The 18,614-nt window shown below is 51.9% G+C and carries 19 protein-coding genes; 1 reads left to right on the top strand and 18 read right to left on the bottom strand.

Annotated features, from left to right (window positions below; translation table 11 throughout):
- The first annotated feature begins 78 nt into the window (after positions 1-78).
- Positions 79-816 carry a peroxide stress protein YaaA gene (gene yaaA, locus ACGG90_RS11120; protein ID WP_390409436.1) on the top strand — a complete coding sequence of 246 codons (738 nt, stop codon included), beginning with the start codon at positions 79-81 and terminating at the stop codon, positions 814-816.
- A gap of 171 nt (positions 817-987) precedes the next feature.
- On the opposite strand, the gene ACGG90_RS11115 is transcribed toward yaaA, so the two are convergent.
- From ACGG90_RS11115 to glmS, 18 genes are all read right to left on the bottom strand, one after another.
- Positions 988-1,764: a Cof-type HAD-IIB family hydrolase gene (locus ACGG90_RS11115; protein ID WP_390409435.1), complete on the bottom strand. Its 777-nt coding sequence runs from the start codon at positions 1,762-1,764 to the stop codon at positions 988-990.
- Positions 1,748-2,425 (bottom strand): beta-phosphoglucomutase, encoded by a 678-nt coding sequence (gene pgmB, locus ACGG90_RS11110; RefSeq protein ID WP_390409434.1) that lies wholly within the window; start codon positions 2,423-2,425, stop codon positions 1,748-1,750. Before pgmB ends, ACGG90_RS11115 begins: the two co-directional genes overlap by 17 nt.
- Before the next feature lie 15 nt (positions 2,426-2,440).
- Entirely contained in the window at positions 2,441-5,098 is a 2,658-nt protein-coding gene (locus tag ACGG90_RS11105) for a glycoside hydrolase family 65 protein (RefSeq protein ID WP_390409432.1), read from the bottom strand.
- Between the two features lie 519 nt (positions 5,099-5,617).
- Entirely contained in the window at positions 5,618-5,794 is a 177-nt protein-coding gene (locus ACGG90_RS11100; protein WP_390409431.1) for a hypothetical protein, read from the bottom strand.
- A 21-nt stretch (positions 5,795-5,815) separates the two neighbouring features.
- On the bottom strand, positions 5,816-7,174 hold the full coding sequence (locus ACGG90_RS11095; protein WP_390409429.1) for an amino acid permease: 1,359 nt from the start codon (positions 7,172-7,174) through the stop codon (positions 5,816-5,818).
- 108 nt (positions 7,175-7,282) lie between these two features.
- Entirely contained in the window at positions 7,283-7,738 is a 456-nt protein-coding gene (locus ACGG90_RS11090) for a hypothetical protein (protein WP_390409427.1), read from the bottom strand.
- 150 nt (positions 7,739-7,888) lie between these two features.
- Positions 7,889-9,076, bottom strand: a complete 1,188-nt coding sequence (locus ACGG90_RS11085; RefSeq protein WP_390409425.1) for an acetate/propionate family kinase — start codon at positions 9,074-9,076, stop codon at positions 7,889-7,891.
- Positions 9,077-9,085: 9 nt separating this feature from the next.
- Positions 9,086-10,093 carry a class I SAM-dependent methyltransferase gene (locus ACGG90_RS11080; protein WP_390409424.1) on the bottom strand — a complete coding sequence of 336 codons (1,008 nt, stop codon included), beginning with the start codon at positions 10,091-10,093 and terminating at the stop codon, positions 9,086-9,088.
- A gap of 88 nt (positions 10,094-10,181) precedes the next feature.
- Complete coding sequence (locus ACGG90_RS11075) at positions 10,182-10,367, bottom strand: hypothetical protein (protein ID WP_390409422.1); 186 nt, start codon at positions 10,365-10,367, stop codon at positions 10,182-10,184.
- The gene (locus ACGG90_RS11070) at positions 10,348-10,842 is read right to left on the bottom strand and encodes a hypothetical protein (RefSeq protein ID WP_390409420.1); all 495 of its coding nucleotides are present in this window, start codon (positions 10,840-10,842) and stop codon (positions 10,348-10,350) included. The genes ACGG90_RS11075 and ACGG90_RS11070 overlap by 20 nt, the downstream gene beginning before the upstream one ends.
- A complete protein-coding gene (locus tag ACGG90_RS11065; protein ID WP_390409418.1) occupies positions 10,799-11,065 on the bottom strand; it encodes a hypothetical protein in 267 nt (88 codons plus the stop codon). The genes ACGG90_RS11070 and ACGG90_RS11065 overlap by 44 nt, the downstream gene beginning before the upstream one ends.
- An 8-nt stretch (positions 11,066-11,073) precedes the next feature.
- Complete coding sequence (locus ACGG90_RS11060) at positions 11,074-11,559, bottom strand: prepilin-type N-terminal cleavage/methylation domain-containing protein (protein WP_390409416.1); 486 nt, start codon at positions 11,557-11,559, stop codon at positions 11,074-11,076.
- Positions 11,556-11,879: a type II secretion system protein gene (locus ACGG90_RS11055; protein WP_390409414.1), complete on the bottom strand. Its 324-nt coding sequence runs from the start codon at positions 11,877-11,879 to the stop codon at positions 11,556-11,558. The genes ACGG90_RS11060 and ACGG90_RS11055 overlap by 4 nt, the downstream gene beginning before the upstream one ends.
- A 2-nt stretch (positions 11,880-11,881) precedes the next feature.
- Complete coding sequence (locus ACGG90_RS11050) at positions 11,882-12,844, bottom strand: type II secretion system F family protein (protein ID WP_390409412.1); 963 nt, start codon at positions 12,842-12,844, stop codon at positions 11,882-11,884.
- The gene (locus tag ACGG90_RS11045) at positions 12,841-13,695 is read right to left on the bottom strand and encodes an ATPase, T2SS/T4P/T4SS family (RefSeq protein ID WP_390409410.1); all 855 of its coding nucleotides are present in this window, start codon (positions 13,693-13,695) and stop codon (positions 12,841-12,843) included. Before ACGG90_RS11045 ends, ACGG90_RS11050 begins: the two co-directional genes overlap by 4 nt.
- Before the next feature lie 406 nt (positions 13,696-14,101).
- On the bottom strand, positions 14,102-14,845 hold the full coding sequence (locus ACGG90_RS11040) for a YebC/PmpR family DNA-binding transcriptional regulator (RefSeq protein WP_390409408.1): 744 nt from the start codon (positions 14,843-14,845) through the stop codon (positions 14,102-14,104).
- Between the two features lie 95 nt (positions 14,846-14,940).
- The gene (locus ACGG90_RS11035) at positions 14,941-15,438 is read right to left on the bottom strand and encodes a VanZ family protein (protein WP_390409406.1); all 498 of its coding nucleotides are present in this window, start codon (positions 15,436-15,438) and stop codon (positions 14,941-14,943) included.
- 358 nt (positions 15,439-15,796) lie between these two features.
- Positions 15,797-17,611 carry a glutamine--fructose-6-phosphate transaminase (isomerizing) gene (gene glmS, locus ACGG90_RS11030; protein WP_390409405.1) on the bottom strand — a complete coding sequence of 605 codons (1,815 nt, stop codon included), beginning with the start codon at positions 17,609-17,611 and terminating at the stop codon, positions 15,797-15,799.
- Positions 17,612-18,614 lie beyond the last annotated feature (1,003 nt).

The following is an 18,614-nucleotide window of genomic DNA, read 5'->3' as shown; positions in this document are numbered from 1 at the left end:
GCTATATCACATCATATTTTTAGTAAAACTCGTTAGATTATTTGACATGTCGCCGCCTTCGCTATGAAAGAGTGAATCATGGATATTATTATCTCGCCTGCCAAACAAATGAAACCCGACTATGATACCTTCTACCCTGAAGCGTACCCGCAGTTTCTGCCTCAAACCAAAACCTTGCTGGCTGCGCTTAAGACGCTTTCGCCTGAGGACCGCCAGAAACTTTGGGCCGCAAGCGACAAGCTAAGCGCTCAAGCCGAAGGGCAACTGGCTGCCATTGACTTCAAACAACCGTTGACACCGGCAGTATTAGCTTATGTCGGCGTGCAATATCAAGCCATGGCGCCTGACTTATTCACCGAGCCGGCTTTACAATACATCAGCGCCCATTTGAAGATCTTGTCCGGCTTTTATGGGGTGTTGCGTCCGTTTGACGGCATCATGCCTTATCGCTTGGAAATGGGCGCCAAACTGGCCATTGGCGAAGCGGCGAACTTATATGAATTCTGGGGCCCGCGCTTGCATGATGCATTGACGTTTCCAGTGTTAAACTTGGCTTCAGTCGAATACGCCAAAGCTGTGCGCCCTTACTTGACCCCGGCAGAAACCATGATCGATGTGGTGTTTGGCCATCTTGTCAATGGCGTGGTGAAGACGCGCGCCACCAAAGCCAAACTGGCGCGCGGTGCCATGGTGCGCTATATCGCTGAACACCAACTTAGCGATCCGGCTTCGATCGTCAACTTTGATCACCCGCGCTATCATTACGCCGCTGACTTATCCACCCCAACCAAGTTCGTGTTCCTAACTGAAGATTGACCATAACAAAAATTAGGCTGAGACATAAAGCGCTTTTAGCCAAACGCACAAGCGCCCAGATACCACGATTCTGCACTTTGAATCGCGGTATCTGGGCGTTTGTGTGACTTGGCGTTGCTTTATGTCTCGCGACTATGGGGATTATGTCTCATTCCCATTGTCAGCTTGTGATTAAATCAGCCCATATTGCATCAACCCGTTGCTGATGCCATGCGCCATGTTGCTGGTGGTCACATATTCAGCTTGGGCTTTGACGGCTGGGGTCGCATTGCCCATGGCGATGGGATGATCCACAAAATCAAACATCGGCAGATCATTGGCCGCATCCCCGAAAGCATAAGTCGGCACGCCAGTTAAATGCGCTCCTTTGATCAAGTCAGCCAAGCCGGTTTGCTTCGACACCCCGCGTTTCATCACATCTAACCCGCGGACATTGTTGCGCACCAAGCTCAAGTCGCGCTCGAAGTGCTGTTGAAACAACCCTTCATTGCCGCGATCAAAGACAAACATGAAGTTGACTGGGTGATGTTGATACCAGTCTGGTTCAACATGCGCATTCAGATGCAGCAGTTGATAGTTCTCCTTGGTGTCAGCATTCTCAGCGCTTAACGCAAAGCCGTTGGCATTGTACCAGCCAACTGGATCGTGATGCGCAGCAGCAAACGCCGTGAACGCCGCGACGAGTTCAGTTGGCAAGACGACTTGCTGCTGGGTTTGACCGCGAAACACGACTTCACTGCCGTTAGCGGCAACGACGGTATCGATGTTGGTTTGCGCCAAAATATCCGCCACTTCAAAGCGGTTGCGGCCAGTTGCCACTACCGGCAAGCTGCCATTGGCGGCAAGCGTCGCAATGGCTTGTAAGGAATCTTTGGCCACAGTTTTGTCATCTTGCAATAAGGTACCATCTAGGTCAAAACACACGATTGCCTTAACCAATGGCCACACCTGCTAACAGCGGCTGCAAGTTCGCCAGCGTTAATGCTTCAGTATTCGGTAGGACCAGCGCCGCATCGTGTAATTCGCTCGCATCCCCGATCCCAACAGCTGTGGCATGTGCATCATTGATCGCAGCCACCCCAGAGGCGGCATCTTCCACGCCGATGCAGGCTTGTGGCGGCAAGTTCAACAACGCTGCGGCTTGGCGATAGATCTCACCGTTTGGTTTGCCGTGTTGCAGCTTTGCCGGATCCACAATGGCTTTGAAAGTGTCCGCTAATCCCAAATGCGCCAACACTGTCGGCGCGTTCTTAGAAGACGATGCCAAGGCGAGTTGATAGCCATGGTTGCGCACATCTGTTAAGAAATCGCTGATGCCTGGGAGAATATCAGCTGGGGTCAACTTGGCGACTTGTGCCAAGTAATGCTGGTTCTTAGTGGCGGCTAAGGCGTCCTTCTCAGCTTGCGAATACGCATCCGCTTTGCCGGCAGCTTGGAGGATCCTGGCTAACGATTCCGTACGATCGACGCCTTTTAATGACGCTTGCAACTCAGGTGTCCAAGTGGCGCCGACTTGTTGGGCCACTTGTTGCCAAGCTTGGGAATGCAAGCGCGCCGTGTCGGTGATCACCCCGTCTAAATCAAACAAGAAACCTGTGATTTCTGCCATCTTCGTCATCCTTTCTTATATGGCACATCGTGTTTGCTGATGCGCGATCAGCTGCTGTTTTTTGGCACCGATTTGAATCGTGGTATCATGATCGGCCTGCACGACTAACACATGCTTGTCGATCGTAAAATCATAAGTGATGCCGCGATAATGCTGGCGCAAGTGCATCGTGTGCCAATGTGCAGGCATTTGCGGCTTGACGACCAGCGTGTCGCCTAAAGCATCCACCCCGGCATACACCCGTGCCGCCACGTCTAAGGTCGCACCCATCACGCCTAGATGCAGCCCTTCGGCGGTGGTGCCGCCTTGAATGTCGTAATAATCTGACAACAAAGCTTGGTGATACAGCTGCCAAGATTGATCGCGGTGATTAGCTCGCGCATCCAACACCGCATACACAATGCGTGACAGCGTTGAGCCATGCGTGGTGCGATCTAAGTAATAAGCCAAGTTCTGGCTGAAATAATCTGCCGGCAAGTGGTAACCCATTTCCGAAATCAAGGTCGTGACTGTCGGCTCGTCAAGCAAGTAGAAAGCCATCAAGGTATCGGCTTGTTTAGCCACTTGATAAGCATCAGGTGTCTTGCCTTCAGCTTTCAAGATCCGATCCATCCGGGCAATATCGCCGTATTGCTTGCGATATTGCTCAAAGTCCAAAGTCGGCAGCTTAAAGTAGCCGGCAAATTGGCCGATAATGCCGGCATCATCGATATCCAATCTCAAGTGCCGCCGCACCGCATCCAACTGGGTGAGTTCTTGTTGGCTTAACGCCTCAGGCTTGAGCTTGGTCAACAGCTTAAACAGCCACGCCACCATCAAGTTGGTGTAGGCGTTGTCCGTCAAGCCTTTGGTCTTGGCGTTGGGATAATTCTCATGGAATTCATCCGGGCCCATGACGCCGGCGATATGATAACGACCGCTGGCTTCATCTTTGGTCGCCAAGCTCAACCAGAAGCGCGCGATCGCCACCAACATTGGCATGCCAGCGTCTTGCATGAATTGCTGATCAGCGTTGAAGTGGTCATATAACCAGATGTCATAAGCAATGGCTAAGCTGACATGCCGCTGACGCCGTGATTCATCTGGATCAAAATGATTCGTCAACGGATTCAGATGCAGTGCTTGCGCTTGTTCATCGCCGCTGGCCCCAGATTGCCAAGGATACATTGCCCCAGCCAAGCCCAGCTGCTTAGCCGCGGCTTGGGCTTGCGGCAAGCGCTTGTAGCGATACATCAGCATCGCTTTGGCCAGCTTTGGCGTGTGTTGGGCATAAAACGGCATCATGAACATTTCGTCCCAGAAGACATGGCCGCGATAGGCTTCGCCATGCAACCCGCGGGCGCCCACTGACGCATCCAAGGTGCCGTCAGCCAAAGCGGCACCAGCCACATACATCTGGAAAATATTGACTCTTAATAATTTCTGACTGATCAAATCATCAGCCACTTGAATATCAGCGTCGTGCCAGACTTGTGCATAAAAGTGCTTGGCATCTTGTGCAACCGTTTCAAAGCCGCCTGCTTCAAGGCCTTGCCACACTGCCGTATTTGGCTCAGCGGTTTCGCGGCTGGTGTACACGACAATGCGCTTGTCGAGTGTGATCGGCTGTTGCGGCTTGGCGATGCAGTCAACAGTTTGAATCAGCCGCTGATTGTGCGTGGTCGTTTTCACCAGATTGGGATCGACCCCATCTAAGCGCGTCCCAATGGCAAAGCGGCAATCATTGTGCCGCAACTTGCCGAACACCGCCGCTTGGGCACGGTCGGAACTCATGCCGCTGACGGTGATGTGCTGGGCGTCAAATTGGTCATAACGCGGCACGTTGTGGTTTTGCACCGTGGCATCGATGCCGGAATAGATCTGCAAACTGCCGGCAAAATTCAGCGGCGTCAAGCGGTAGCGGATCGCCAAATGATGCCACTGCGTCATACCGGCGACTTTAGTGGTTTCGATCAACAACTGATGCCCTGTGCCTAATGCCACCAGCATCGTTGTAGTCACCTGGCCGGTATGCAGATCCAAGCTGCGATAAATATCTTTGATATCAGCTTTGTCGATGGTAAACGGCTGGCCGTGATCAATGCCAAAGCTCAAATACTGGGCATTAGGCAAGTTGACCAAATCTTCATTCACCACCGCTTTGCCATTGATTGGGGTGGTGTTTTGATTATACATCCCGGCGATATAAAGCCCTGGGTAATTATCCGCATCAGCATGCGCTTCAACATAAGCGCCGCGCAGGGCCATAAACCCATTGCCGATCGTCAACATGGCTTCTTGACCGAAGTTGCGCTTGCCTTGATATTGCCCGTAATAATCCAAATGCCACGCTGCATAGTCGCGCTTTTGTGCGACGGCCGCCTGCAGCCCTTTGCGTTGCACGGTAGGCAAAGCCACAACAGGCTTGTTAAACATGTTCATCAGCGCCAAGCCGATGTCAATGCGCTGATGGTTGAGCCCCACCACCGTATCAGAGAACGGATATTGCAAAGGATTATTGATGATGATGGCGTCAAAATCGATGCCCACCAGGTGCACACGAATGTTTTCTAAGTTGGCACCGATACTTTGATCCGGTGCATATGCGATGGCAACATGCTGCGGTGAATTGTGATCCGCTTGATTGGTGATCATGATTGCGTCATCAGTGACTTTTAACGAGACAGTGTTCATACGAGGCCCCTTTCAGAAAAATCTGTACAAGATTATGTTAACTCTAATATTCTGATTGTGCAAATTTTGCCGTTTCATAAGCATTCTGGTGTGAGAAATTAAATTATTTATGACAACTTGGGTGGTTTGCCTACGACGTCGGCGTCAGTATTCCAGAAATTGGCTATGCAGGCCTACCTGCGCGGCCTGCACAACGCACAGTGACGCCAATTGGACAAAGCCCGCCCAACTGTCATCCCGTCTTATCTCCACCGCTAAATGCGCGCCACTGCGCTCTGGTCGTCGAGCTCCGCGGCGCAAAGCGGTATGATATAAGCCGTGACGCCAATTGGGCAAAGCCCGCCCAACTGTCATCCCGTCTTATCTCCACCGCTAAATGCGCGCCACTGCGCTCTGGTACAAAAAAATGCGCCGACTTGAAGTCGACGCTGGATTGATCCTCATTCTGTTGCGCCCTCACTGACCCTAGGCCTTGAGCAAACGACTTTAACTGCAGGATCTGGCAGCGGTCAAAGCAGCTCAAGCACTGGCTGGTTTAGGTGTTAAGCGCAATTCAAGGCTGATGAGCCAATCAACAACATTGCCCGGGAAATCATTTTCTGAAACGCTCAAGCGCCAAAACCGTGGCGCAACGCCGCTGTGCCACTTGGCGTCAAACGATTGAACGTAAAAAGCAGTACCGGTTGCAAATTCCAACCAGTACTGCTTGATGGCTCGTCAGTCCTTCGCTTGATGCTTGCGCCGGCGCTGACTCAGATAAAGGCCGCCGATCCAAATCACGGCTAAGCCTTCTGCAATCGCAGTTTCCTTGCTAAACAGCATCACAACCACCACCATGGCCAAGAATGCCAGCACATAGATATCCCCAAGCGGATGCAGCGGCGCCTTGAAGTCAGCGCCTTGTGGATGGGCTTTGCGAAAGCGCATATGCGTCAAGGTGATCATTACCCACACAAACAAGAAACTGATCGTGGCCACCGAAGTCACCAAGGTGAACACTGATGACGGCAAGAAAATGTTCAACACCACCGCCACGGCGATCACCGCCGCACTAGCAATCAGCGCCCGGGCAGGCACTTGCCGCCGAGACAAATGAGACCAGCGATGCAGCTTTGGATCGTCGCTTTCCAAAGCCATGGTGAACAGCATCCGGCCGGTGGAATATAAGCCTGAATTACATGCCGAAGCGGCTGCAGTCAACACCACGAAGTTAATGATATCTGCTGCGGCATTGATCCCGATATTTGAAAACACCGTCACAAACGGGCTGTTACTTGGGCTGACAGTGTTCCATGGATAAATCGCCATGATCACCAGCAAAGCCCCAATGTAGAATAAGATCACCCGAACCGGCAGCTTGTTGATTGCATCTGGGATCGTCGTCTTCGGATCGGCAGTTTCGCTGGCGGTCAACCCCACCAGCTCAATGCCGGTAAAGGAAAACACCACCATTTGAAACGCCATGAAGAACCCGCTGGCGCCTCTGGGAAAGAAACCGCCATAATTGACCAGATTCATCAAACTCGCATGGCCATGATCCGTTCGATAACCGGTGACGATCAACACCGCCCCAATGGCGATCAAAGCCACGATGGCCACCACTTTGATCAGCGCAAACCAGAACTCTGCTTCACCAAACAAGCCCACAGAAATCATATTGACCAACAACAAGACCACCAAAGTCACTAAGCCTGGGATCCACTGCGGCACGCCAGGCAGCCAGAAGCGAATATAAGTCCCCACAGCGGTGACTTCTGCCATTGCCAAAGCGGCCCAGCAGATCCAATATGTCCAACCAGTTACCGTGGCCCAATCGCGGCCTAAGTATTGGCGAATGAAATCGATGAAAGAATGTTGACTCAGATCTGACATCAACAATTCGCCTAACGCCCGCATCAGCATGAAACACATCAACCCTGCCAGCAAATAGGCCAACAGGATCGATGGTCCAGCCAAATGGATCGATTGGCCGGCCCCTAGAAACAGACCCGTCCCAATCGTGCCGCCAATGGCCATGAGCTGAATGTGCCGGCTTTTTAAGTGCCGTGCTAATTCTTGTTTTGTTTCTTCTTGCATGATCGCCCTCCAGACATACCAAGAATTATACACGACTGTTCGCGTATTTAAAACACATTTTCCGCAAACATGGTATACCACTGTGCAAAAGCATGAGATTCCGAACGATCACTGCACGATCACCACACGCTTAGGCTCCATGCGCGCTTGCAAGAACTGCGCCACATCAGTCGGTGACTGCATGAAGCGCAACCGGATCACCACGATCGATCCGACCATTGCCTGCAGTTGACAGCCGCTGGCCAACGGCACCAATTGGATCGCACTCAGGGTTTGAAACTGCCGCACGCTGGATAGTTTATTAATGACACTGGTTTCACTCAAGCCGCTTTGCCAGAATGCAAATACCACAAACATCGCGGCGATGAAATACCCAGAGATCATCGCATTCAAGTCGCGGGTGCCAATGGTGATCACTACCGCCACCATAATGGCCGCCGCCAAATAAAACAGCCGCCAGAACCACTTGGTCGCCGCTGGTACCTTGATCAAATGCCGCACCCACAAGCTGGCCGCAAAAGCCGCGATCACGATCACGATATAAACCACACTGAGTATACTCATCTCTAATCCTCCCGTATTATTTGATTAATTATCGCATTTATCTGCCAGCACAACAATCACCGTTGCTGCGCTGTCGCCTTGTTGATGATGCCAAGCAAAAGCCGGTTCCTGAAACCACAACTGCGGTTTCAGGAACCGGCTGATCATACACTACGTCAAACGCATAACGTCTCTGGCAATCATCAATTCTTCATTGGTTGGGATCATCAACACCTTGATGCGCGAATCTGGCGTCGACAACACGCTTTCGCCATGAGCCGAAGCGTTGGCTGTTTCATCAAGTGTCACGCCAAATACCGCCAAACCATCAATGATCCGCTTGCGCATCGCCGCGTCTGCTTCACCAATGCCGGCGGTAAAGATCAACGCATCAGCACCTTGCATTTCAGCGATATAGCCGGCGACGTATTTCACCACCCGATTGGCAAACACATCTAAGGCCAACTGCGCGCGGTGATTGCTGCTGGCAGCAGCTTCTAATTCGCGCATATCAGGCGACAAGCCGGACAACGCCAATAAGCCCGAATCGCGATTGAGTAAATCAACCATTTTCTGCGGATCGCGCAGATGCAGCTTCTGCATCAAGAAGGCAACTAAACTGGGATCAATATCACCGCTGCGCGTGCTCATCACCACCCCAGCTACCGGCGTAAAACCCATGGACGTGTCATAAGAGCGGCCATGGGCAATGGCGGTCACCGAAGAACCTGAACCCAGATGCATCGACACCAGCTTCAAGTTTGAAAGCGGCTGGTTTAATACCGCCGCCGCCCGCGCTGCCACATAGCGGTGGCTGGTGCCGTGAGCACCGTACTTGCGCGCGCCATATTGTTCATAATATTCGTGCTTGATCGCATACAAATAATTCAACTCTGGCATGCTTTGATGAAACGCCGTATCAAACACACCGACTTGCGGCACATTCGGCAAGCGATGGGCAAAAGCGCGCACCGCCGCAGCTTCTGGCGGGTTGTGCAATGGCGCAAATTCCGCCAAGGCATCGACTTTGGCCAAGGCAGCCTTAGTCAACACCGCAGAGTCGGCAAAAGCTTCCCCGCCAGCCACGATTCGGTGGCCGACCCCTTGGATCTCAGAAAGATGCCGCACCACACCAGATTCTTTCAAGGCGTTCATCACCGCCGCCACTGCGGCTGAAATCGTCGGCAGATCTTGCGGCCGGTTAATGACGGTTTGCCCTGCCACTTGCATGGTGATGGTCGATTGCCGCATCCCCATGCGATCGATCAACCCTTTGGCCAAGACTTGTTCTTGCGGCATTTCAAAAAGCTGCCATTTCAAGGTGGAGCTGCCTGCATTGATCGCTAGAATTTTCGGCATAAGCGGCTCCTACAGGTTCTGCTTCGCCCAGTCTCGCACCGAGGCAATGAATTCGGTGAAGGCTTGGCGATCATTAAGATCCGGGAAGGTCCCCAACAAGACTTTGGTGGCTTGTTTGGCATCTGCCCCAGGTTTTTGCAGCACCAACAAGGCCTTCTGCGCGGCTTTATTGGCAAAGAAGTTCTCAGGCAGATTCAAGAGGCCTTGGAACATCGCCGCTTTGGTCATCCACTCAGTCAACCCCTTGGCTTCTTCACTGCGAAACACCCCAGCCGGCACATAAAACAGCCCTAAACCACCTGGCTTAAGCAGCTTCAGGCTTTGCTCGATCAGCAAATGATGTGCGTAAGAATGACCGGACTTGGCCGCTGTAGCAAAGCTCTTGGCCCGTTCATCCAAGGGATAATAACCCACGGGCAAATCAGCCACCACGATATCTGCATCATGCACCAACAGCGTATCCAAGGCATCTTGGTGATACAGTTGCACTGACAGCTGCTGCAGCGCCGCAGACATCCCGGCAAACGCCAACAAGCGTTCGTCGTTATCGATCCCAGCGCCTTTGACTTCAACGTTAGTGGCATTGTGCAGCTGATTCATCACCGCGTACAACAAATTGCCGCTGCCCACCGTCGGATCGGCGATGAGCAGTTCCTTGGGCATCTGCTTGTGGAAAGTCGTCGCCACAAAAGTCGCTAAGCTGGCCATGGCATCTGGTGTCACCTGCTTATTGGCTTCAATGACGTCGACTTGCACCGCTTTAACCAGCAACAACTGTAACGCCTGGCGCAGCTCTTCTGCCGAATAAGCGTGCCAGTCCAGCGGCGCATAAATTGCTTCCAGCTTGGCTTTAGCGGTGTCGCTAGGCAAGCCGTCTTCTTGATGGACCGCATTGGCCATTAAGTTCTCACCAGACTCGATTGCCGCATCCAAATAACTGCTGTTCAAGGCTTGGCGCAAAAGCGTCGTGGATTCTTCCAAGCCGTCATATAATTGCTTTAATTGCTCATTTGCCAAAAAAAGTCTGCCCCCTTGTTAATGTTCTCTCAATTCTACTCATCAAAGGGCCGACTTTCAACTTATCCCTGGTGCTTTTCAGTAAGTTTTAATCTGATGACTCGTCAAGCCAGCGTGCATAACGCGCTTGCATCAGCGTTTCTTGGGTACGGATCTCGCGCACATAGCCGGCGCGCCATTGCGCATATTGTTGCAAGGTCAACACTGAGCCCATTGTTACTAACCCCAACACGATTAATGCATATAACAGCGCACTACCTTTTATTCGTTTCACCTAAGATCACCCCTGTATACTTCAAACCTTGCGCACCCATTGTGAAGTGATAAACCACATACCCGACATGTGCTTCAAAGCGCAACGCATAAGCCCAATCCAACATCGGCTCATGGCCTTGTTTGGTGAGCTGATTGTTAATTTTTACCAGTTTGGTCAAGCGGATCATCGAGCGACTGCCGATTGTCTTGGGATATTCTTCGACTAGAAAGGACTGCTCCCCGGCTTTGGTCGCATACACCAAGGTCAGTTCTTCACCATTAGTACTCACCCCCATGCGAATGGCCGACGCTGCTTCTTGTTGCAAAGCTTGGTTGAACACAAATGCCGCTTGTTGTTGCGAATCGGTGGCTGGATACTTCAAAGCCGCTTTTCCTAACGCGTGTAGCATGGCCAACAAGCCAACCAATAAAGCCAAGGCCACCAGGGTTTCAATCAGCGTCGTGCCTGGGCGTAAACGTGTAGGTTTGCCCATTGCCCACCACCTCGATTCGTTCATTGGTAATTGTGACTCGCCAGGTGTTTTGGCCCACCACCACCGTTTGATCATGGGTGACCAAGGCCACGTTTGCCGCATAATAGGCGCTGGCTGCCAAGCGCTTGGGCAACACAGTTTGTTGATACACCCGCGCCAACACCGTGATCCAGCCCACGATCAAGGCCACGACCAACAGCGCCGCCAAATGTTCAGCCAGCACCAAACCGCTTAATCGTTTTGTCGTATCAACACCCCCCAGCCTAGTTGTGTGGTGAAGTGCACTTGATCACCGTTGTTTCGCGTGAAGGTCATCGTGCGCATCTGCGTAAAGTGCTTATCATTGACAAAATCCCATGTCACCGACGTTTGATTCAGTGACTGCTCGCTGCTTGATTCAACGTCATTGATATTGAAAATCATGCCCTTAGGCAGCTGTATTTCCCGCTTGCCTGCCGTCACCAGATTGCCGCGGCGAAACTCAAGCGTGCGCGTGTTGTCCCAATAAATCATTGTCACTGACTTAAATGCGCCTTGCGCTTCTTGCGCTTCTTGCATCAAAGCATGCCAGTGCGCTTCAAAAGCAGTGAAAAACTGCTCTTCTTGATTATATTGCCACCACCGCCGCCCTAATTGTGCCGCCATCAATAAACTGGCCACACTGATCAGCACAGCAGCCATGACCTCGATTAAGGTGAAGCCGGCCCGCCGCCTCATTTCAACGCAAAAGCTGGCGGACTACCGGGTTTAAACTCAAAAGCCCCCAATCCATCAAGCTGAGCAGATGAAATAATCCCGGCCTTCACCAAGTTGTCCACCGTGTTGAAATCACCAGCCTTCTTACTCGGTTGATCAAAAGACACTTCAATTTGCATATTCACCGTTTCCAACATCGCTGAGCGGTTTTCGGCGTTGGCGCGATCCAGCTGGCTTTTGATCGTCACCAACAATGTCATCGTTAACACAATAATGATTCCTAACGCCGCCAACACCTCAATCAGCGTGAAGCCGCGCTTGCGGGTTTTGCCTTTTGTCATGGTTAACTCCTTACGCTGTTATACAGCGGCCCTAAGATATCCATATATACCATTACGATTTGCACGCCAATCAACAAAAACATCACCGGTTGGACCAGATTCAACAAGCGCTGATAACGCGCCTGTAATTCAGCAAACAGACTTTGCGCAAACAGCTTCGCCCCGGTGCGCACGATGGCTTCGCTTTGACCTAATGCCAACAGTTCGCTTAATGGCGGGTACACCAGCTTCTGCTGCATGGCGACCGTGAGTTCTTGTCCATCAGCCAGCGCCTGGGTGATCTGCCGTCCAAGATGTTGCAACACACTTGGCGGCTGTTTGGCCAAGCGCTGACAATAGGCGCTTAACTCCAAGCCTGCCGCCAGATAATGACTCGCCCCGGCGACAAATTGATATTGATAATACAACATCACCAAACCGCGGATGCCTGGGACCAAGCGACTTAAGGCAAAGCGCAGGTGCCAAGAGGCTTTGGCATACACCAGCAAAGCGCCTGCGCTAACAATCCCTATCGCCGCAAGCCCCAGCAATTGCCAGCGCCAAGTTTGACTAGGCGCGATCATCAAACTCGGCAACACCGCAAACCACAACACCAACTGCACGATCACCAGCAAACTCAGTAAAACCGCCGGATACACCATGAGCTGCTGCAACCGGCGGCGATTTTGCGCCTGTAATTGCAAATAATCCGCCGCTTGTTGCAAACTGGCAGCCAAGCGGCCGTGCAGCTCAGCCAGCTGGACTTGACTGACGATCAACGGGTGAAACCCAACTTCCTGCAGCGCCTGCGCCAACCCACCGCCTGCAGCCAATACTTGCTGCAGGTGCGCCCATTGCCGGGTGTTAGCCGGCATCGCCACTTGCAAATACCGCAAGCCGTCATTAAACGAAAAACCTGCCGCTAACAATTCCGCAAGTAACCGACATGCCCGCAACTGGGCAGCCAACTTCAACTGACGCTTCATGCGTTGCCTCCTTGCGCTTGTTGCCAAACAACCAGCTCAATATCAGCATGGACTTGCGGTTTCCACACCAAATTCACCTGGGCACTGGCAGTTAGCGCTGCTTGCACCAAGGCCCGCGGCACACCCATGGCGATCAAGCGCGTTGGCACCAACGCTGCTTCTCGCGCATGCACTGTCGTTAACACGATGTGGCCAGACAACGCCGCTTCACAAGCTACTTGCGCCGTTTCTTGATCGCGTAATTCGCCGATCAACAACACATCTGGGCGGTGGCGCAAGGCCGCTTTTAACAACGCCGCATAAGTCATTTCAGCCGCTGGATTAACTTGCAGTTGCAAGAATGCCGCATGTAAAATCTCAACTGGATCTTCAATGGTCATCACCATCTTTGATGCCGCCAGTTGATCGGCCAATTGATAAAGCAGCGTCGTTTTGCCGCTGCCGGTAGCACCGCTTAGCGCTAACATCCCGCGGCGTTGGATCACAGCCTTGAGCCGCGCGACCACTTGGGCGGCAGCCGCGTCTAATGGTGGAATGCCATAAAGCAGCCGTACCACCAGCGATTCGCGGTTATTGACGTCACCCACACTGCTCAAGCGCAACTCCAGCTTTGCTTCAGGCAGGCGCAAGGCACCAAGCTGCACCCGGCGATGCTCTGCGACATTCATTCCTGCCGAGAATTTCAAGTTATTGATCCAGCGGATGGCATCAGCGCTTGCCACTTTTTGCTGCAGTTGAAACTGCGCCGCAACTCGGAAATATACGGCGTAATCTTCTGCTTGCGGCAGAAAATACACATCACTGGCCAATTTAGCTTGGGCTTGTTTAAGCCAATCCATCAGTTCATCCACAAGCATCCCCTCCTGTATAATGAATTCGCCATAAAATGCCAAATTTCATCAAACACAAGGAATTTTTTGTGGATAAGGTTCCTGTCACCCGCTAAAGGCGGGCTGCTCCGCTTTGGTTTTCGTCGAGCTCCGCAAAGCAACGCGGCGTGATATAAGTCGTGACGCCGCCAAGGCACAAACCGCCTTTGCGTCATCCCGCCTTATATCCACCGCTAAAGGCGCTTTGCTGCGCTCTGGTTTTTTCGTCGAGCTCCGCAAAGCAACGCGGCGTGATATAAGCTGTGACGCCGCTTGGGCAAAGTACGCCCAAACGTCATCCCATCTTATATCCACCGCTAAATACGCTTTGCTGCGCTCTGGGCAAAAAAAATACGCCTGCGACATTTCGCAAGCGTCTTCTTCATGATTATTCGGCGTCTTCTTCTTCAGGCCATTCGGCGTTGGTGTAAACATTCTGCACATCATCGTCGTCTTCCAAAGCGTCGAGCATGTTTTGCATGGTTTCAAGCTTATCTTCAGGAATCGGCACCTTGTTTTCAGGCACCATCGTTAATTCGCTGGTCGTAAAGGTGAAACCTTGTGCTTCCAAGGCATCGCGCACAGCGGTGAAGTCCTTGGCATCTGTGTAAATCGTGAATTCTTCATCGGTGGTTTGCAGATCTTCTGCACCGGCTTCAAGCACAGCCTCAAGCATTTGATCTTCATCCACATCGAGGCCTTCGCGATCGATCACAAACATCCCTTTGCGATCGAACATGTATGCGACGGCACCGGCGCCGGCCATGGTGCCGCCGTGACGGGTGATCGCCACGCGGACGCTGGAGCTGGTGCGGTTCTTGTTATCAGTTAAAGCATGAACCAAGATCGCGATCCCAGCAGGCCCGTAACCTTCATAGGTCACTTCATCATACTTGGTAGCGTCGCCGCCATCAGCCTTATCTAAAGCGCGCTTAACGTTGTCTTTAGGCATGTTAGCCGCGCGGGCCTTGTCCATGACCAAACGAAGCGACGGGTTGTTGTTGGGGTCAGAACCACCTTGCCTAGCAGCCATGAAAAGCTCACGGGAGATTTTTTGGAAAATTTTTCCGCGCTTAGCATCTTGAGCGTTCTTACGCCCTTGGATGTTATGCCATTTGGAATGTCCTGACATAATTTAAACCCTCTTTTCTGATTTGTAGCAGTTCATAAACGTTAACAGTGTACCAAAAAAACCGGCTGAGAACAACGCTGACACCGGTTTTTTCGCTAGTGCTTGCGGTGTTTGAGCCAGCTGACCAGCAAAACCAACACCACTGCCACCGTTGCCGCACAAGTATCAAGCATCACATCGTCGAACGTCGGCTGTCGATCGCCGGTCAACATCTGATGAAATTCGTCCATCGCCGCTAAGCCGCAGGTCGACAAGATCACCAAAACGCTGCGCAGCCAAGTCGGCTTAACAAACTCGCGCAGTCCTAAGCTAGCGAAGACCCCAATGAGAAAATAGGTCCCCACATGCGCGGCTTTGCGCATGAAGAACTCAACGAAAGCAAAATAGCCGCTGTGGGCCACGCTCACCACGTCACCAGCATAGCTGAAGGAAATAGCAGATAATGCCTGCTTGAATGGTTGATTTGGCAGATACCGTTCGAGGAATGGCACGCTGGTTTGCTGTTGATAAGTCATGCTCGAACTGACGAATAACGTCGCAATCACAACCAGTGCCAATAACAGCCACCGGTAACGACGAATAGTTTGTAACATGATGATTGCCCCTTTCACGTAGCCTCCAGCTTACCACAAAACAAAACGGCTGACATCTTCGTCAGCCGTTAAGCATTGCAGTCGTCACTGCAGAGGTGATTAAACAGTACTGGGGTATCGTCGAGCTGCGCAGCCCAACGTGATTGCGTATAAGCTGTCCCGAGCTTATGGCAAAGACCGCCATTAGCTCAGGCCATCTTATACACATCGCTAAATGCGGGCTGCTTCGCTTTGGGTATCGTCGAGCTGCGTGGCGCAACGCGGCGTGATATAATTCGTGACGCCGCTTGGGCACAAATCGCCCAAACGTCATCCCGCCTTATATCCACCGCTAAATACGCGCCACTTCGCTCTGGGGTTATTCTACCGTGACGGACTTAGCCAGGTTGCGCGGCTTGTCGACGTCGTAACCGCGATCGTAGCTGGTGAAGTAAGCCAGCAATTGGCCTGGTACAATCGTCAACAGTGGGGATAACAGCGGATCGATATCGTTAACCACCAGTTGATCTTCAGCTTCCGCTTGGCTAGCGCTGGCAATACGCAGCACTTTACCGCCACGAGCGGCGATTTCGTCGGCATTAGAGCGCGTGTGCGCAGCTGTCACCGGATCGGAAATATAAGCCACCACTGGGGTATCCTTTTCAATCAAGGAAATCGTGCCATGCTTCAATTCGCCGGCAGCGAAGCCTTCAGCTTGCACATAAGAGATTTCTTTGAGCTTCAAAGCCGCTTCCAAGCTGGCATAGTAATCCGTCCCCCGCCCGATATAAAAGGCGTTGCGGGTCGTCTTGAACATATCCGTGGCCAATTCGTGCAAGCGATCCTTCTGATCGATCAGCGCTTGTTGGCCAGTTGCGGCCAAACCAAGTTGATGCACGGCGTCAAAGTGCTTGGCTTTGTCGATGCCTTTGTTGATGCCTAACGCTTGTGCGACTAACGCTTCTAAACCGATTTGGCCGGTGTAAGCCTTGGTGGAAGCCACGGCGATTTCAGGGCCGGCATGCAGTTCCAAGCAGAAGTCTGCTTCACGCGCTAACGTCGAGCTGCCGACGTTGGTAATCGTCAAAGTCGGGTAGCCTTTGGCCAAGACCTTGACCAGCACCTGCCGAATATCGGCGGTTTCGCCGCTTTGGCTCAGGAAAATAAAGAACGGCTTCTTGGACAACAGCGGCATGTGATAACCAAATTCACTGGCCAATTCCACTTCCGTTGGCACCCCGGCAAGCTGTTCAAACAACGGCTTGCCGACTAAGCCGGCGTGGTAGCTGGTACCAGCAGCGACGATATACAAGCGGTCGGCTGCTTGCAAAGCGGCCATCAAGTCATCTGGCAGCACCACATTGCCTTGGCCATCGGTATACTTCTCAACCAAGCGGCGCATCACGACTGGCTGTTCGTCGATTTCCTTGAGCATATAGAACGGATACGTGCCTTTGCCTAAATCCGCGTCATCGATCACGACTTTGAATGGGTCGCGCGAAACCGGCGTGCCATCCATGGTTTCAATTTCGATGGCGTCTTTAGTCAAGGTCACCACTTCTTGGTCCTTGAGTTCAACGTATTGATCGGTTTCAGAAATCATGGCCAATGCATCAGAAGCAACCACATTGAAGCCATCGCCTTTACCAATCAACAATGGGCTCTTGTTCTTCGCCACATATAAAGCATCTGGATGCTCGCGGTCAACCAAGGAGAAGGCATAAGAACCGTCCAATAGCTTCAAGGTCTTGTGCAGTGCTGCCTTGGCATCGAGGTGGTCTTGCTTGGCAAAAAGGGCAATCAATTGCACCACGATTTCCGTATCGGTATCGGAATGTAATTCAACATCCGTTAAATACTTGTTGCGCAAAGCAGCCGCGTTGGTGATCACCCCGTTATGCACCAAATAGAAACGCTTGTCGTTTGAAACATGCGGGTGCGCATTGGCTTCAGTTGGGCCGCCATTGGTTGCCCAACGCGTATGGCCGATGCCCATCGTGCCTTGCGCTTCAGGGCCAACGGCATCTTTAAGCGCTTGGATGCGGCCAACGCGCTTGATCAAATAATCAGACCCCTGCTGGTCATTGACATAAATACCTGCAGAATCGTAGCCGCGGTATTCCAACTTATCCAGCCCGTTCAACAACACTTGTGTCGCATCAGCTTTACCGATCACACCAACAATTCCACACATAAATTTAACATCCTTTTCACGCTATCCCAATATTGGAATAGACCTTATTTTTTTATTGGTACTTTGTAGAACATTTATAACTATATCCAGTTGACGGGGTTTTGTCAAAGAAAAAAATTATTGGTATAGTATTTCTTAAACATATTGGTATAGTCATATTTTATGAAAACTGGCGACATGTTTTCATGCTTTTTTTCGCGACCCCTGTCAGATACTGTAACAGCAAGCCCCGCCTGAATGAAAACACCATGTAAGATCAACACCGTCGCGTCTTCAGCGCACAAAAAAGTCATTGTTTAAACTTAAAAAAATCAGACCACGATATCGCAATCATTTCGTAACTGCATGCGACCTGGCGTTTCAATCAAGTAGCTGTTGTTTGAATCACGATTAGCAGGCCAGCAATCATCGTGTCGCTTAGCAATTGATCCGCTGGCAACAAATACCCGCCGCTATCCCGTTTACCCCACTGACTATACTGATTCAGCTACAGTAGGCCAGGTGTTGCATAGGCGCGCGGTACGGCAAGCCGGTCAGGCCGTGAAACGTGTGGTGTCTAGGAAGACTCGCGTCGACGCAAGCGCAGCGCAGCTAGATGCGAGGCTTTCTCGACACCACACGCGGCAAGTTTGCAGACCCGCGTTGAGCGCAGCGATGCGGGGCTGCAAACTTAGGCGGAAAACGCGCGTTTCTCAGCGCGGTTGCAGCCGGCCGCACAGCCTGCGCCGGCTTGCCGCACCACGCGCCGAAGCAGCACCTGGCCGGGCCTTGCCAACAAGTCCGTGCTTGCCGCAGCGTGATATAAGTCGTGACGCCGCTTGGGCATAAACCGCCCAAACGTCATCTCGCCTTATATCATCCACCGCTAAGTGCGGGCGTAAGCACCCAACCAAATGACGGATTTTCAGCAACAATTTAGCGCGCTACACTTACCTCATCAATTCAAACTGGTGAGGTATTTGTATGGAAGAAAAGCCTGATGTTGTTCATTTTCAAATGGATC

The organism is Lacticaseibacillus jixiensis (genome assembly GCF_042847315.1).
GTDB lineage: Bacteria > Bacillota > Bacilli > Lactobacillales > Lactobacillaceae > Lacticaseibacillus > Lacticaseibacillus jixiensis.
Note: the sequence above shows the minus strand (reverse complement) of the source record. Positions and strands in the feature narration are given on the sequence as shown.

What these genes read in the sequence shown, in the direction of transcription:
- yaaA (WP_390409436.1), top strand. Translation starts at nt 79, where the DNA reads ATGGATATTATTATCTCGCCTGCCAAACAAATGAAACCCGACTATGAT.
- pgmB (WP_390409434.1), bottom strand. Translation starts at nt 2,425, where the DNA reads ATGGCAGAAATCACAGGTTTCTTGTTTGATTTAGACGGGGTGATCACC.
- ACGG90_RS11105 (WP_390409432.1), bottom strand. Translation starts at nt 5,098, where the DNA reads ATGAACACTGTCTCGTTAAAAGTCACTGATGACGCAATCATGATCACC.
- ACGG90_RS11095 (WP_390409429.1), bottom strand. Translation starts at nt 7,174, where the DNA reads ATGCAAGAAGAAACAAAACAAGAATTAGCACGGCACTTAAAAAGCCGG.
- ACGG90_RS11090 (WP_390409427.1), bottom strand. Translation starts at nt 7,738, where the DNA reads ATGAGTATACTCAGTGTGGTTTATATCGTGATCGTGATCGCGGCTTTT.
- ACGG90_RS11085 (WP_390409425.1), bottom strand. Translation starts at nt 9,076, where the DNA reads ATGCCGAAAATTCTAGCGATCAATGCAGGCAGCTCCACCTTGAAATGG.
- ACGG90_RS11070 (WP_390409420.1), bottom strand. Translation starts at nt 10,842, where the DNA reads ATGGGCAAACCTACACGTTTACGCCCAGGCACGACGCTGATTGAAACC.
- ACGG90_RS11060 (WP_390409416.1), bottom strand. Translation starts at nt 11,559, where the DNA reads ATGAGGCGGCGGGCCGGCTTCACCTTAATCGAGGTCATGGCTGCTGTG.
- ACGG90_RS11055 (WP_390409414.1), bottom strand. Translation starts at nt 11,879, where the DNA reads ATGACAAAAGGCAAAACCCGCAAGCGCGGCTTCACGCTGATTGAGGTG.
- ACGG90_RS11050 (WP_390409412.1), bottom strand. Translation starts at nt 12,844, where the DNA reads ATGAAGCGTCAGTTGAAGTTGGCTGCCCAGTTGCGGGCATGTCGGTTA.
- ACGG90_RS11040 (WP_390409408.1), bottom strand. Translation starts at nt 14,845, where the DNA reads ATGTCAGGACATTCCAAATGGCATAACATCCAAGGGCGTAAGAACGCT.
- ACGG90_RS11035 (WP_390409406.1), bottom strand. Translation starts at nt 15,438, where the DNA reads ATGTTACAAACTATTCGTCGTTACCGGTGGCTGTTATTGGCACTGGTT.
- glmS (WP_390409405.1), bottom strand. Translation starts at nt 17,611, where the DNA reads ATGTGTGGAATTGTTGGTGTGATCGGTAAAGCTGATGCGACACAAGTG.